This is a genomic window from Lysinibacillus sp. F12, assembly GCF_057773605.1.
Window position 1 is genome coordinate 152,579 of sequence record NZ_JBYMLP010000002.1, and the last position, 14,518, is coordinate 167,096.

Below are 14,518 nucleotides of genomic sequence, written 5' to 3' on the forward strand. Positions count from 1 at the left end.
TTATAATTAAAAGTGGATGGTGAAAGTAATAAGGAAGTGGATGGTCATTAATCATTAACATTCTATTATGATTGACTTTTTAGCTTTTCAGACAAAGCTAGAAATAAGAGGCAATATAGAGGTGAAAAACTATGAATTGGAAACCAGATCGACATGCAAAAAAAGCTATCTATAAACAACTCGCAGAATATATGGAAAAAGGGATTGCTGATGGAACATTTCCGCCCGATAAACCATTACCATCAGAGCGATATTTAGCGAATACTTTACAAGTAAACAGAAGTACAGTTGTTAGTGCCTATGACGAATTAGAAGCAATGGGACTCATTGAACGCAATAGAGGAAGCGGTACGACCATTAGCAAAGATATTTGGGGAATCACACGAAAGCGAATTCCGAGCTGGAATCGATATATTGAGGCAGGCTCCTTTTTACCGAATCTACCAGTTACGCAAAAAATAAGAAAAGAGGCAGTGGATCATAAACTCATCAATTTAGCAACCGGAGAATTATCGGAGGATCTTTTTCCTAAAAGCGCATTAAGAGAGATTACGGCAACACGCTCTTTCATTGGTAGTCTAGGATATGATCATCCTCAAGGAAGTGAGATTTTACGAACGACCCTAGCAAACCATATAAAAACTAGCAGAGGAATTGATACAAATCCTTCTTCCATCCTCATTACGTCTGGAGCTCAACAAGCATTACATTTGATTGTCCAATGCTTGTTAAAGCCTGGAGATGCTGTCGCGATTGAAGATCCTTCGTATAACTTTAATTTACCAATTTTTAAATCGGCTGGATTAAAAATCCATTATCTTCCTGTTCATAAGGATGGCATTAATCCCGATGATTTGCAAGCCCTTTATAAAAAACATCGAATTAAAATGATATTTTTAAACCCAGATTTTCATAATCCAACTGGATCTTCGTTAAATATAAAGAAACGAGAGGCTATTCTAGACATATCGTCCAAGCTCGGGATTCCGGTAGTAGAAGACGATCCCTATAGCTTAACGGCCTTTTCAGGTGAGAAAAGACCAACTTTAAAATCATTAGATACAAACGGAAATGTATTATACATTAGCTCCTTGTCCAAAATCGTAGCTTCAGGTTTACGAATCGGCTGGATTATTGGTCCTACATCCGTTATTGAAAGACTATCCGATGCCAAGCAACAAATTGACTTTGGCCATTCCAGCTTCACACAATGGATAGCGAATGATTTTTTACAGTCCTCCAATTTTAACCTGCATATCGAGCATTTAGTGAAGGAATTGGAAAGACGCCGAGATACTATTGTCCAAAGTCTCCATACGTACTTAAAGGATGAGGTGACATTTTACGCGCCACAGGGTGGCATTCATATTTGGTGCCAAGTAATGGTAGAAGATTATAATGAAACACAATTACTAGAAGAATCCATTCAACGTGGGGTCATCTATGTGCCTGGCTCTACTATGGGATCACAAAAGGGATTTGTCCGTTTTACGTACGCCAGAGAAGATACCGAGTCAATAGACGAAGGAATCAAAAGGTTTGCAGAAGCACTGCATTGTCTAAATGGAAAAAGATGAATTTTTGTTAATTATAGACAAGTGGATGGTTAAATTAACAATGATGTGGATGGTTAAAAAAGTAGGGAAAGTATTTATGATAGAAACATGGATAACCAACATCCATCAAAGCTATCAACAATCATGGACGTGTGGAACGATTCACAATTATTCGCACAAGTAATGAAATCTGTAAATAGGGAAGGTGATAGAGGAACCTTGACTGTAATGCCGAGGACATTAGGGATGAGGTAGATCACTAATGCTAGTAGGTTTTGCGCTTCACAAAGGTTTAGGGAAAAATGCTAGAAAGCCACTTTTAATAAAGAGGTTATAACATTCACAACACCTATCGTTAATGTTGTCTGAAAGCTTTACCTGTTCGAACAGTCTCATTTTTAGCTTTAGCTGCTGATGAAAAAAATCAAGGCAGTCACTACTTATTATATTTTTATGCCCACGAGAATATAGAAGGGATATAGGCACCCCTTATATATTCAATTAAATCTAGTTAAAAACATCACTTAGCCACCTAGCTCCGCAATACCATCAGCGCGCTAGGTGGCTACTTTTATAGAAAGATTGAGTAAATACCTAGTTTCAATATTCTTGTTTACTCGCTAAGGGGAATGATGGTGGAAGTACAGGTAGGTGTGAAATAATATTAGAACACATATTTACAAGGGGAGATGTGGAATTTTTTACGAAGGTTTTTCAAGATGCAGGGGGGTCATTATAGGATGACTGGAACACGGGTGGTTTCTTGTGCAAGGTCTATTAACAGCCACTCAATTGACATAAAATATCAAATGGTGCACAGATTGAAAGCTCTGGGCTAATTGATACATAGGGAAACTATTTTTATTGCACAAGATGCTTCTGTTGATAAACAGAAGCATTTTTTGATTTTATCAAACGTCGGGGTGATGCAGATGAAATTTTAGTCCTTTGACAACGCCTGTACTGTTGTGTAATGCGTTAGCCCAATATGGTGGCACCATTATTAGTGTTTCGCATGACCGCCGATATTTAAAGGAAGTTGTATCAACCATTTATGAATTAACGAATGATGGCTTAATCAAGAAATCAACAATAAAAAAAGTCAATTCTCTGTAAGAAAAGAATCGACTTTTTACAAAAAAATATATGTACAACACATTGAAATCAACAATGGTTTATGGTAAATTTATAGAGATAGACATTGTATAATTAACGTACCACGTACTTTACCTATTTTAATTATACAATATACTCTATTCTTTCGTCAACAGTTTTATTATTTATTTTTAAAGGAGTGGTTGCTATGAAATCAGCAAAGGCACTACAACAGATGGGAGGAAAACCTACTCAGCTCATTGACGAAGAAGTCGAGACCTAAAAAGATAATCGAAATTCTCAAGAAAATGAAAAAGATAAAAGAAAGTAGGATTGATATTATATGTCGGAGAATACCATGTCTGCCCAGACAAAAACGCCATACGGCATGATTGCCATTTTATTTATTGGGGCATTTGTAGCGATTTTGAATGAAACATTATTAAACATTGCCCTCCCAGCCATTATGACGGAATTTGACGTAAAAGCCACTGCCGTACAATGGCTTTCAACGGGCTATATGTTGATTAACGGTATTTTAATACCTGCGAGTGCGTTCTTTATTCAACGCTTTACGGATAAAAAGCTATTTATTACCGCCATGGCCTTATTTACGCTAGGTACGTTCCTAGCGAGTATTGCACCAGCATTTGGTGTATTATTAGCAGCCCGTATGATACAAGCTGCAGGCTCAGCCATAATGATGCCTTTACTAATGAATGTTATGCTTACAGCATTTCCAGTTGAAAAAAGAGGGGCAGCGATGGGGATGTTTGGTCTCGTGATGATTACTGCTCCCGCAATAGGACCTACACTTTCCGGCTGGATCATTGAACATTATAGCTGGAGAATGTTATTCGATCTTGTTCTGCCAATTGCCATTTTGACATTAATTTTTGCAGCGTTTAAATTGAAGGATGTGACACCACAACGTGCCATTAAGCTTGATGTGATATCACTCATTTTATCAAGTATCGGATTCGGCGGCCTGCTGTATGGTTTTAGTTCAGCAGGGGAAAAAGGTTGGGACGACATACTTGTCTATGGAACAATCATCATCGGGACGATTGCTTTAATTACCTTTGTCCTTCGTCAACTTCGAATGGATGAACCAATGCTTGAGTTTCGTATTTTCAAATATCCTATGTTTGCCTTATCATCGGCAATTTCCATCGTCATTGCGGTGGCCATGTTCTCTGCAATGATTTTAATGCCTATTTATGTGCAAACAATTCGTGGCATTTCACCAATGGATTCAGGTTTATTAATGCTACCAGGTGCTATTGTAATGGGAATCATGTCTCCAATTACCGGGAAGCTCTTTGATAAATATGGCGCAAGAAGTTTAGCCGTATTTGGTTTAATCATCACCATTGTCACATCCTATTACTTTAGTAAAATAAGTATGGATACGGCTTATTCGACACTTGTTCTTCTGTATACATTACGGATGTTTGGGATGTCAATGGTCATGATGCCAGTTATGACTAATGGGCTGAATCAGCTACCAGCGTATAATAATCCACACGGAACAGCAATGAACAATACACTTCAGCAAGTATCCGGTGCTATTGGGTCGGCTGTATTGATTACAGTCATGAACAATAAAACAACTGCCAAGGCAGAAGAAATAGCTGCTAGCGCTATGAATAATATGAGTGCCAATGCACAGACATCTACACAGGGTGCCGCTGAGCTAAAACAACAAATCATGAATGAAGCCATGCTTCATGGTATTAATTATACCTTCTTTATTTCAACATTGATTGCGGTAATCGCACTCATTCTTGCATTCTTTATTAAGAGAGTTCAACCAAATCATGAAAATATGATGACTCATGAGGATGCTGAACAACAAGTAGACGTGAAATAAGTAGTCAAAAACGGGTGTTGCTAATGATAAGCAGCACCCGTTTTTTAGTGAAAATAAACCTCGGCTTCAGCTACAACTATACAGTGGTTATCTACTGGCTTTGTGCGATAGGAGCTGCTGTTGTATTACCCTTTTTACAACACAAACGAAAAGCCTATTTGTAGAAACACTCAATGCTACGGCTGAAATGGTTCTCTATCTTAGTCCAGTGATACCTATTATTTCATGACCATCTAGGCGATTATCGCCTTTATTTTAACGCGATTGGTTCCCTCTAAAAAATGGTGCAACAAAACGTTTAAAAATGCTTTGGGTTGAGGGGCGAGCGGAGAAGGGGAGCTTGACATAAAAAAATGGCGTTTCATCCATGTGAAACACCATTTCATATTATTGAGTTAATCGTTGGATAAAAGCATCTAAATGTTCGATTGTCACATAATCGTTAACACCAAATAAATTATCACCTTTACCTACCGTAATTTTATTGGATGCAAGGATGGATACATAGCTGTTAGCCCAATGAGCTCCAGGAACATCTACAAAGTTTTCTGTTGTTCCTTGTTGTTTTAAGTGGAATGCTTCTACTAAAACTTTTGATAGTTGACCGCGTGTAATAGGTGAACCTGGATTGAATTTCCCGTTTTCATCACCAGTAAAGACACCGATTTTTTTTAGCGCTTCAGCAGCACCTGCATATTTAGACCCTGGCTTTACATCAGGAAAACTTGAATTTGTTTGACTAGTATCTAATTGTAGTTTTTTAGCTATTTTAAGAGCGACTTCTCCACGTGATGAATAAATAGTAAAGTCTATTTCAGCATCTTTTACCTCTCCATAATCCGAGAAGCTTGCAACACGTTTTGCCCCCACGTAACGAGATCCCCAATAATAAGGGTCATTGATTTTATCCATTTTAACCCCTGAACTTGTCGTAGCCGAAATAAAATTGCTGTCACCTATGTAAATGCCAACGTGTGAAACACCGCTTCCCGAAGTATTAAAAAATACAAGATCGCCAGTCTTTAAATTACCTTTTGCGATAGAAGTACCTTGTTGATATTGAGCATTCGATGTACGTTCTAATGAAATACCTACCTTAGAAAATACTAATTGTGTATAGGCTGAACAATCAATACCTGTCTTAATATCTGTGCCCCCATATTTATAAGGAGTGCCAATATATGCTTTAGCTGTATTTGTTATATCTGTATATGTAGCTGCTTGAGCATCGTGAATACCTATTCCTGTAAAGAACATAAAAGACGCAAAAATCGGTAGTAATATTTTTTTCTTCAATTAATCCTTACCCCTTTCAAAAAGCAATCGCTTTTGAACTAAAGTAAGAATATCATGAAACGGTTAAGAGTTATTTTTCAATCATATTACTGATTAACACTTTCCTATGATTCTGACATGTTATTTTTAATCATGTAATGTATCTGCAATAATTATGGTCAATTTTACTAAAAATATATGAATTAATTGGATATTTAGGGATAAAAGAGATATTAATTATATTTATGCTAAATTCCATAATCAATATCTCTTACTAGCAAAATATAAATAGTGGAGATTTAATAATGAATCTTCGTTATAAAAATAGAAAGGAGGGAATTATGGTCAATTGACTTGAATAAATGAAATCTTCATCTAGGTAAGACACTATCAGATAAAGAATATTCAATCAGAGGCAAGTTTCCAATTTAGATAAAGCGTATTTCTAGTTATTTTAAATAGTAGCTTTAGTCAAAAACATGTAATGTCGTTTCTTTTTTTGTTTAAAGTGAACAATGTTATTTAAATGCTCCTATCCTACAATTAAATTAAGCAATTAACATAATAAAAAATAAAAAAGGAAGTGATCGAAAACGAAAATACCTGATTTTTTTGTGCAATATGTGCAAAAAATCTCAACCACCTCTTGCTGTGAAATAACAGTCTTGAAGAGATGCGAATGTCTCTTCTAGAAACCTATGGTAACTAGTTAATCAACAGACGTATTAGTAAAAAAATAATAGGAAGGAATTGATTGAAATGTTAGTCAAATTATTAGAACCATTAAATGTTTCAGATTCGATCATTGAAAAATTAGCGGAGCCAATCAAACAGGCCGGACACGAATTTGTTTATTACAACAAGAAAACAACGGATAGTGCAGAATTAGCAAAACGTAGTGAAGGTGCAGATGTGATTATGATTGCTAATAATCCTTATCCTACAGAAGTGATTGATCAAAATGCCAATTTAAAATTAATAAATGTAGCCTTTACAGGTGTTGATCATGTAGGTATCGGGCAAGCGAGAAATCAAGATGTTATGATATGTAATGCAGCTGGATATGCGAATCAAGCAGTTGCTGAATTAACAATTGGTTTAGTATTAGATGTGTACCGCCGTATCTCTCAGGGTAATAAAGAAATCCATGCCGATCATTTCCCAGGAGCATTCCAAGGTAGTGAAATTAAAGGGAAAACAGTTGGTTTGATTGGTACAGGAAAGATTGGCATGATGACTGCTCGTTTGTTTAAAGCATTTGGCGCAAAAATAGTAGCTTCAGACCAATCTAGAAGAAATCCGGAAGCTGAAGCTTTGGGTATCGAGTACATGGAATTAGATGAGTTATTAGCACAATCAGATATTGTGTCATTACATATACCACTACTTTCAAGTACAAAAGGATTAATCTCTAAAGAAAAATTAGAATTAATGAAAGAATCAGCTATTCTAATCAACTGTGCACGAGGTCCAATTGTTGATAATGATGCATTAGCCGATGCTTTAAATGAAGGGCGAATTGCAGGAGCGGGGATTGACGTATTTGATATGGAACCGCCAATTCCTGGAGACTATAAACTATTACAAGCCAAAAATGTTATTTTAACACCCCATGTAGGCTTCCTTACAAATGAGGCAATGGAACTGCGTGCTAAAATTGCATTTGATAACACCATGGCTTTTTTAGAGGGAAAACCTCAAAATATTATTCGCAGATAATCATTTTCTAATAAACGCTAAATGACGTGGGTATAGTTTGAAATTCGAAACAAGGAGAAAATACTATGACATTAAAACAATTAGCAAGAGAAGATTTAAAAAATCGTATTTTCCATTGGCCTGATATTCAAGAGTTTAGAGAAGAAGAAGCGACAAAACATATTTTTTATGAAACACCTAATACTGTTGGAGCTATATGGTGTATGCGTCCAGGACAAACTTTGCCACTTCACTCACACGAGAAAGCGGATGATATATGGGTTGTTATTGAAGGGACAGCTGATTATTATCCAGAATGTGGTGAAATGGTTCAAATTAAAGCTGGTGATGTTGTCGTTTCACGTGCAGGAGAAAAGCACGGAATGACTAATAATTCTAGTAGAGATTTCGTCATGTTAGGGTTCGCAGGTCCCACACCAATAGGCTTTATTGCGCATAAACATCATTAAATTAACGATCACGTCTGTTGATTAACTAGTTTTCATAGTAAAAAGATTCCTCCTTGATGATCCATTATCTACAAGGTGGAATCTTTTCTGCGATCACAAAGGATTGTCACATGAGAAAAATTCCATTTTTCAAAATAGGATTTGAGCAAAGATGTTTGCACGAGGATGGCGATCAGTCCGATTACCTATAGGGTAGTCGGGCTTATTTTTGTTTATTCGAGCCGAGAAAAGTTTGTAGATACAAAAGCACTGAGTAGGAATCGGTAAATAAGAATGCCATAAGTCATGCATTTATAAACAATTCAAACATTGGCTTTTGTCTAAAATGTGCAATGCTGGTTCTGTTTTTGTTAAAAGTGAACAATGTTATTTACGTACTCATCACCTAAAATTAAATTAAGCACTACATAAGTAAAAAAAAAGAAAAATGGGAGTGTCATATTATGGGACAAACAGTTAAGAATGACCCGAATTATTACAAAAAAATCATTTTTACTCTGTGTTTAGGTTGGGTAGCTATTTGGATTTATCGTACAATACTTACACCAATATATCCACAAATTCAAGAATCGCTTGGTAATATTAGCGATACTCAAGTAGGACTTATTGCTTCTATTTATTTCTTTGCCTATACGGGTATGCAAATTCCATCAGGAATACTCGTTGATAAATTTGGACAAAAACGAGTATTGATCCCTGCGTTTATCATATTTGCATTAGCAGCATTCGTCATTGGATCAAGCACGACAATCACTCAAGTTTATGTAGGCGCCTTAATGGCAGGTCTTTCGACTGGCTCATACTATGGTGCGGCCTTCTCTTTATCCGCTAAATATATGCCAAAAGATAAGAAAAGCTTTTCTAATGCGATCATCAACAGTGGTTCGGCATTAGGGATGGTTATTGGTCTAGTAGGCTCATCTGTATTAGTAGGTGGCCTTGAAATCCAATGGAATTACATGCTTTATATGATAGCAGTCTTAATTGTAGCTGTAACATTTGTGTTTATCTTATTTGTTAAACAAGACAAAAAAGCTACAAACGAAACATCCGAAGATAAAATAACAGCACAAGCCACAGTATCTCAAGGCGTAGAATTATTCTCGATAAAAAAATTAGTTATTTACTTCGTCTATTTTGCAACATGTTATGGTTATTACATGATAGTGACATGGTTACCATCATTCCTTGTCGGAGAAAAAGGATTTGAACAAGGTTCAGTAGGATATGTAGCTGCTTTAGTTGCAGTCACAGCAGTACCTGGTGCATTGATATTTTCTAAGTATATTGATAAAAATGCACATATGCGTCAGAAATTAATAATCTTCTTGTTAATTGGGGCAGCCGTAACTATTAGTTTAACCGTATTTGCACCTAACCCTTCTGTCCTCTATGCAGCATTAATTTTATACGGTTTATTAGGTAAACTTGCCATTGATCCAGTTTTAATCACATATGTAACGGATTCAGTACCTTCCAACAGCATGGCCAAAGCACTAGGTATCTTTAACTTCTTTGGAATGACTTCATCAGTTATTGCGCCAACTCTTACAGGTTATATTGGTGATATCACTGGTTCAAAAGTATTAGCATTCTATATTGCAGCAATACTTCTTGCAGCAGCAGCGATTTTATTCTTCCTGGTCGTGATGTTGAAAGAGAAGAAAGCAACCCATCCCCTAACTAATGAATAAAGTAAAGCTACCTATTAGCGGAGATTTAATACATCTCCCGCTGATAGGTAGTTTTGTTATTGCTGCCCAAAAGCGACGATGCTCGTGGAACCGTTGTGAAAGCAGCTTCATTTAAATGTGGATTCAATCGAATAAGCGTGTCGGTTTATTGATAATAGCTTGAGTAGGAGCTGCTACATTGAATGGTAAAATAGGTAAAAAGAATCCCGCTAAAAAGCATTCATAACAGCTTTTTAGCGGGATTTTTAAGTTTAAAAATTTACTTTCTCTGAGGCAAATAATGCTAATCGTAGATCCAATGAAATATCAGGCGATTCGATAGACTGACCTAAAATCTCTTCACATTTTTTAATACGATATTTTACTGTATTTCGATGAATAAATATATCTTCAGAGGTCTTTGTCAGATCACAATGATTCGCCAAATAGATTTTCAATGTATGCTTTAGTTCTTTTTCTTTTGTCGATTTTGGATAGGCTAATGAACCTAGTGTGTACGTGATAAACGGTTTTAATTTATTGGCTGGAATGAGTTGTAACAATTCTTCTACACTTTTAGATTTATAGAGTTCAATAAATTCCACTTTACTACTTTCAGACTTATGATCAAAAGCTTCATTCGCTTCAAAATAAGAGAGTGGTAACTGTGAGAATTCAGTCACTTCATTACCAATACCGAATGACAGTGTACTATTAAAAAGTTTATGATACTCTTTTTGGATATATTTGCAGTAATCTAAATAATATTGATGTTTAGTTTGTAATAGGATCGTAAATCGATGATTACCTGGAGACCTATAAACACTGATAGAAGGATCAATGTCAGTAAATTTATGTGTTAGCCACTCAAAAGTCATTTGATAACGTTCATTCAAATAGATATTATTTTCCACATCCCTTTCTTGATCAATCGCACAAACGATCACTTGATAGAAATTGGATGGGTGAATATGGTGCTTTTTTAAAAACTCAGGGTGCTGTTTGACTGAAATAAGATTATCAGGATGCTCAGACATCAATGTTTCGAAAAATCGGTTGACATCTTGTTGTTCCGCTTCTTTGATTTTACTGTTTTTATAAATGGCGAGACTGAGTGTATTGACGGCTTGTTCTATGGCAAGCAAACTAAATGGATAGGTGAGCGTATTAACATTTGAAACCATCAAATAATACGGGAAATATTTAAATGCTGGAACTTCAAATATAATATGCTCCTCTTGGAAAGATGCTTTATTATTAGGTGAAATTTGCTTGGAATTAACACATCTTTTGAAGTAACTAAGATTTTTTTGAATTTGCTCTGATTGTTCTTGGAAGTGATGGCTCATCGTTTTAATTTGATGAAAAGGATTTAAGAGCATCACAGGGACTCTAAGAAGTCTGCTCATACGTTCAATCATCATTTCCAAGCTCAAACCTCTCATCAGCATGGTATTTAATTCTTGTTGGATATCTAATGCAAAATATAACTTTTCAGTTTCTTCATCCAAGATATAGGATGATATATGATGTGTAATGGATCCGAGATTCCAACTATCAGGGATTCTAATAATGGGGAATTTTAACTTGTTTGCAAATTCTATTACTTCATCATCAATTTTTTCTAAAAAACGCGATAATTTAACGCCTATGCCAGCAACTTGTATATCATTTAATTCTAGAATGAGATCCTTTAATCCGGATTGGTCGTGTTGATAACACATACCCGTAGTGACGATAAATGAATGAGGTGCTGTGAAATTTTTAATATCTGGTGTTTCCGTAATATCGACCATTTCTACTTCTCTATCTAAATCTCCCTCATCATTTAATAATGTTAAATCAGAAAATTGTTGGACAGACATGATTTCTTTTAATGTTGTCATAAGGATCATCTCCTTTATATTTGTTAGAAAAAGACCAAAATAATAAGAAATATATTTGTAAAACGCTACAAGGATAACCTATCACTCTGATTGTATACTATTTTTGAAGGTTAATATACGTATAATTCTTTATTTCGAAATAGTAAAGGAGGAATCTTACAATCGTACTTGTAATGACTTTTGCCAATCTTTCTGACTTCTCTGGGCTTAGCACTTCTCTAGGACCCGACCTGCCAAAACGGATGAATTCTTCCCATTTGTTAGTCCAGTATTAGGATGGATGGGTGTCTTTCTAACGGAATCGGTTGTAAATAATCATGCACTATTCGAAAGCTTACAGGCAGTTACTGGGAAGCAGATTGGCATCTCGCGTTTATGCTAATAGCAGCTAACACTGCTGGGGGAAGCAAAGCAAAAGTGATTTCTCCACAATCTATCCCGATTGCAGCAGCAGCCGTTCATCAAACCGGGGATGAGTCAAAAACCTTTCAATAGCCAATACGATATAACTGGCTTGCTCCTATTTGTAAGGTTCATGATTTATCCTTTAATCATTTTAATAGGGACTATACCACATAGATTTACTATGTGGTTTTTGTTTTTTAGTAAGGATAGAATGGATGATTTACTCCACTCATACCCCGTCTTAAAGCCTTTCCATAATCAATAGCAAAAAGCGTTCTTTTTTACTCCGACAGCTACTTGCTCCTTATCCATATCTATTTGTCTAAAGTGCATAAAAAGACTATCCATTATTGTTCATTGTGTCAATGAATGGTTATGGGGGAGGACCTATAATAAAAGTGTAGAAGGAAGGAGTGAAAGAGGTATGGATATTCAATCAACTTTTGAAATGTTAGATAAGAAATTTACAGGTTTTGGTGGCTTAGAACAAGGTGGAATTACACGCCTTTTATATTCTCAAGAATGGAATGATGCAGTTCGTGAACTGGAAAAAACATTCAAAGAAGAAGGATTAGAAGCAAGCTTTGACGATATCGGGAACTTAACTGGGCGTCTGGTTGGCAGTAAATATCCGGAAGAAACCATTTTAACAGGATCACATATCGACACAGTAGTTGAAGGGGGTCATCTAGATGGCCAATTCGGTATCTTAGCTGCACTAGTGGCTGTGAAATATTTAAAAGCTAAACACGGCCAACCACTACGCTCATTAGAAGTATTATCTCTTGCAGAAGAAGAAGGCAGTCGATTCCCTTACACATTCTGGGGTAGCAAAAACTTCTTTAACTTAGCTAAAAAATCGGATGTTGACACAATTGCAGATGCTGAGGGCATTAAGTTCGAAGACGCGATGCGTAAATCAGGCTTTGATTATCGTAAAACTACTGACGTTCGTAATGACATCAAAGCATTTGTTGAAATTCATATTGAACAAGGCAAAGTGCTAGAGACAGAAAACAAAACAATCGGTGTTGTTAATGGCATCGTTGGTCAAAAACGCTTCACGATCAATTTAAAAGGTGAAGCAAACCACGCTGGTACTACGCCAATGTCATTACGTCGCGATACAGTTGTTGCCTATAGTGAAATTGTCTCAAATTTAACAAAACGTGCTAGAGAAATTGGGGAACCACTTGTATTAACGTTTGGTCATATCACACTTGTACCAAACACAGTAAATGTAGTTCCTGGTGAAATTACGTTCTCAGTAGACTGTCGTCATATTGATCAGCAAATATTAAATGATTTTGCAGTAGAAATCGAAGACAAAATTAAATTAGTCGCTGAAGCAAATAGCATGACTTATGACATTAATTTATGGATGGATGAAGCACCAACATTGATGGACAAAAAAATTGTTCAAATCATTGAGCAAGCAGCAAAGAACAATGTAGGGAATCAATATAAAGTGATGCCATCTGGTGCAGGACATGACTCACAAATCTTTGCACAATATGTTCCAACGGCAATGTTATTTGTACCTTCTATTGGTGGAATTAGTCACAACATTAGTGAAGAAACGAAGATAGAAGACCTTGTTAAAGGTATTGAAGTATTAAGTGATGTACTTTATGAACTAGCATACAAAGAATAAAAATAATGAAAAAGGAGCCAGATACTTATGGGTTACTTAAATCAAGTTCAAGGATACAGAGAAGGTTTATTAGAAACACGTTCTGTCATTAAAAAAGACAATTATGCGGTAATCACACCAGATGGCCTAGTTAATAATGTTGTACCTGGCTTCAAAGATTGTGACGTCACAATTTTAGGGTCCCCGCGTTTAGGTGCAAGATTTGTAGATTACTTAGTAACAGTAAAAAACCAAGGTGGAAACAAAGCGGGCTTCGCTGGTGATGGTATTCAATCTTTTGTATACGTTGTTTATGGCAAAATCAATGCTTTTGCAGATGGTAAAAAATACGAATTAACTGAAGGTGGGTATTTATATGTGCCTCCACACTTACAGTTAACTTTTGAAAATAATAATAACGGTGAAGATAGCCGTTTATTCTTATACAAAAAACGTTATCAACCTCTTAAAGGACAACCTCTTAAAGGGTTTACGCCAGAAGTCGTTACAGGTAATGTGCACGACATCGAACAAGAGGCATATGAAGGTATGAAAGAAGTATTAATTCAAGACTTATTACCAAAAGAAATTGGCTATGATATGAACATTCATATTCTTTCATTCAAACCAGGTGCTTCACATGGTTACATTGAAACACACGTTCAAGAACACGGCGCTTATGTTTTAAGCGGGCGAGGCATGTACAACTTAGACAATGAATGGATGCCGGTTGATAAAGGTGATTATATCTTTATGGGCGCTTATGTACCACAAGCAACCTATGCAATTGGTTTAGATGAACCATTCTCATACATTTATTCTAAAGATGCAAATAGAGATATTGATTTATAAAAAGGGAGTCTATTATCTCCGATAGTGAACCAAAGATAAATTAGGCATCTTAGTTACAAAAAAATTTCTAAAATAAAATTCTGATTATTCAGAATGTGAAAC

General features: G+C 35.9%; 9 protein-coding genes and 1 pseudogene. 8 read left to right on the forward strand and 2 right to left on the reverse strand.

Annotation, left to right across the window (positions count from 1 at the left end; genetic code table 11):
* The first annotated feature begins 131 nt into the window (after nt 1-131).
* Together pdxR and AC3CH7_RS07815 are read left to right on the forward strand one after the other, a co-directional pair.
* On the forward strand, nt 132-1,577 hold the full coding sequence (gene pdxR, locus AC3CH7_RS07810; RefSeq protein ID WP_197148614.1) for a MocR-like pyridoxine biosynthesis transcription factor PdxR: 1,446 nt from the start codon (nt 132-134) through the stop codon (nt 1,575-1,577).
* Nucleotides 1,578-2,994: 1,417 nt separating this feature from the next.
* Nucleotides 2,995-4,524 carry a DHA2 family efflux MFS transporter permease subunit gene (locus tag AC3CH7_RS07815; RefSeq protein ID WP_036161689.1) on the forward strand — a complete coding sequence of 510 codons (1,530 nt, stop codon included), beginning with the start codon at nt 2,995-2,997 and terminating at the stop codon, nt 4,522-4,524.
* 387 nt (nt 4,525-4,911) lie between these two features.
* Here the strand turns inward: AC3CH7_RS07815 and AC3CH7_RS07820 are convergent, their stop codons facing one another.
* On the reverse strand, nt 4,912-5,820 hold the full coding sequence (locus tag AC3CH7_RS07820) for a C40 family peptidase (RefSeq protein ID WP_488381659.1): 909 nt from the start codon (nt 5,818-5,820) through the stop codon (nt 4,912-4,914).
* A 738-nt stretch (nt 5,821-6,558) separates the two neighbouring features.
* Here AC3CH7_RS07820 and AC3CH7_RS07825 point away from each other — a divergent pair.
* From AC3CH7_RS07825 to AC3CH7_RS07835, 3 genes are all read left to right on the forward strand, one after another.
* Nucleotides 6,559-7,518, forward strand: coding sequence for a 2-hydroxyacid dehydrogenase (locus AC3CH7_RS07825; protein WP_197148609.1), 960 nt, complete (start codon nt 6,559-6,561; stop codon nt 7,516-7,518).
* Between the two features lie 65 nt (nt 7,519-7,583).
* A complete protein-coding gene (locus AC3CH7_RS07830) occupies nt 7,584-7,967 on the forward strand; it encodes a cupin domain-containing protein (protein WP_012294507.1) in 384 nt (127 codons plus the stop codon).
* Between the two features lie 443 nt (nt 7,968-8,410).
* The gene (locus AC3CH7_RS07835; RefSeq protein ID WP_012294508.1) at nt 8,411-9,661 is read left to right on the forward strand and encodes an MFS transporter; all 1,251 of its coding nucleotides are present in this window, start codon (nt 8,411-8,413) and stop codon (nt 9,659-9,661) included.
* Nucleotides 9,662-9,912: 251 nt separating this feature from the next.
* Here the strand turns inward: AC3CH7_RS07835 and AC3CH7_RS07840 are convergent, their stop codons facing one another.
* Complete coding sequence (locus AC3CH7_RS07840; RefSeq protein ID WP_012294509.1) at nt 9,913-11,526, reverse strand: PucR family transcriptional regulator; 1,614 nt, start codon at nt 11,524-11,526, stop codon at nt 9,913-9,915.
* Between the two features lie 155 nt (nt 11,527-11,681).
* Here AC3CH7_RS07840 and AC3CH7_RS07845 point away from each other — a divergent pair.
* The 3 genes and pseudogenes from AC3CH7_RS07845 to allE all read left to right on the forward strand — a co-directional run.
* Nucleotides 11,682-12,018 (forward strand): annotated as a pseudogene (locus tag AC3CH7_RS07845) (L-lactate permease); the annotation flags it as partial.
* A 337-nt stretch (nt 12,019-12,355) separates the two neighbouring features.
* Nucleotides 12,356-13,585, forward strand: coding sequence for an allantoate deiminase (gene allC / locus AC3CH7_RS07850; protein WP_012294511.1), 1,230 nt, complete (start codon nt 12,356-12,358; stop codon nt 13,583-13,585).
* A 27-nt stretch (nt 13,586-13,612) separates the two neighbouring features.
* Nucleotides 13,613-14,416 carry a (S)-ureidoglycine aminohydrolase gene (gene allE, locus AC3CH7_RS07855; RefSeq protein ID WP_012294512.1) on the forward strand — a complete coding sequence of 268 codons (804 nt, stop codon included), beginning with the start codon at nt 13,613-13,615 and terminating at the stop codon, nt 14,414-14,416.
* Nucleotides 14,417-14,518 lie beyond the last annotated feature (102 nt).

Bases quoted from the DNA above. Each gene is read 5' to 3' on its own strand.
- pdxR (WP_197148614.1), top strand. From the start codon at position 132: ATGAATTGGAAACCAGATCGACATGCAAAAAAAGCTATCTATAAACAA.
- AC3CH7_RS07815 (WP_036161689.1), top strand. From the start codon at position 2,995: ATGTCGGAGAATACCATGTCTGCCCAGACAAAAACGCCATACGGCATG.
- AC3CH7_RS07825 (WP_197148609.1), top strand. From the start codon at position 6,559: ATGTTAGTCAAATTATTAGAACCATTAAATGTTTCAGATTCGATCATT.
- AC3CH7_RS07830 (WP_012294507.1), top strand. From the start codon at position 7,584: ATGACATTAAAACAATTAGCAAGAGAAGATTTAAAAAATCGTATTTTC.
- AC3CH7_RS07835 (WP_012294508.1), top strand. From the start codon at position 8,411: ATGGGACAAACAGTTAAGAATGACCCGAATTATTACAAAAAAATCATT.
- AC3CH7_RS07840 (WP_012294509.1), bottom strand. From the start codon at position 11,526: ATGACAACATTAAAAGAAATCATGTCTGTCCAACAATTTTCTGATTTA.
- allC (WP_012294511.1), top strand. From the start codon at position 12,356: ATGGATATTCAATCAACTTTTGAAATGTTAGATAAGAAATTTACAGGT.
- allE (WP_012294512.1), top strand. From the start codon at position 13,613: ATGGGTTACTTAAATCAAGTTCAAGGATACAGAGAAGGTTTATTAGAA.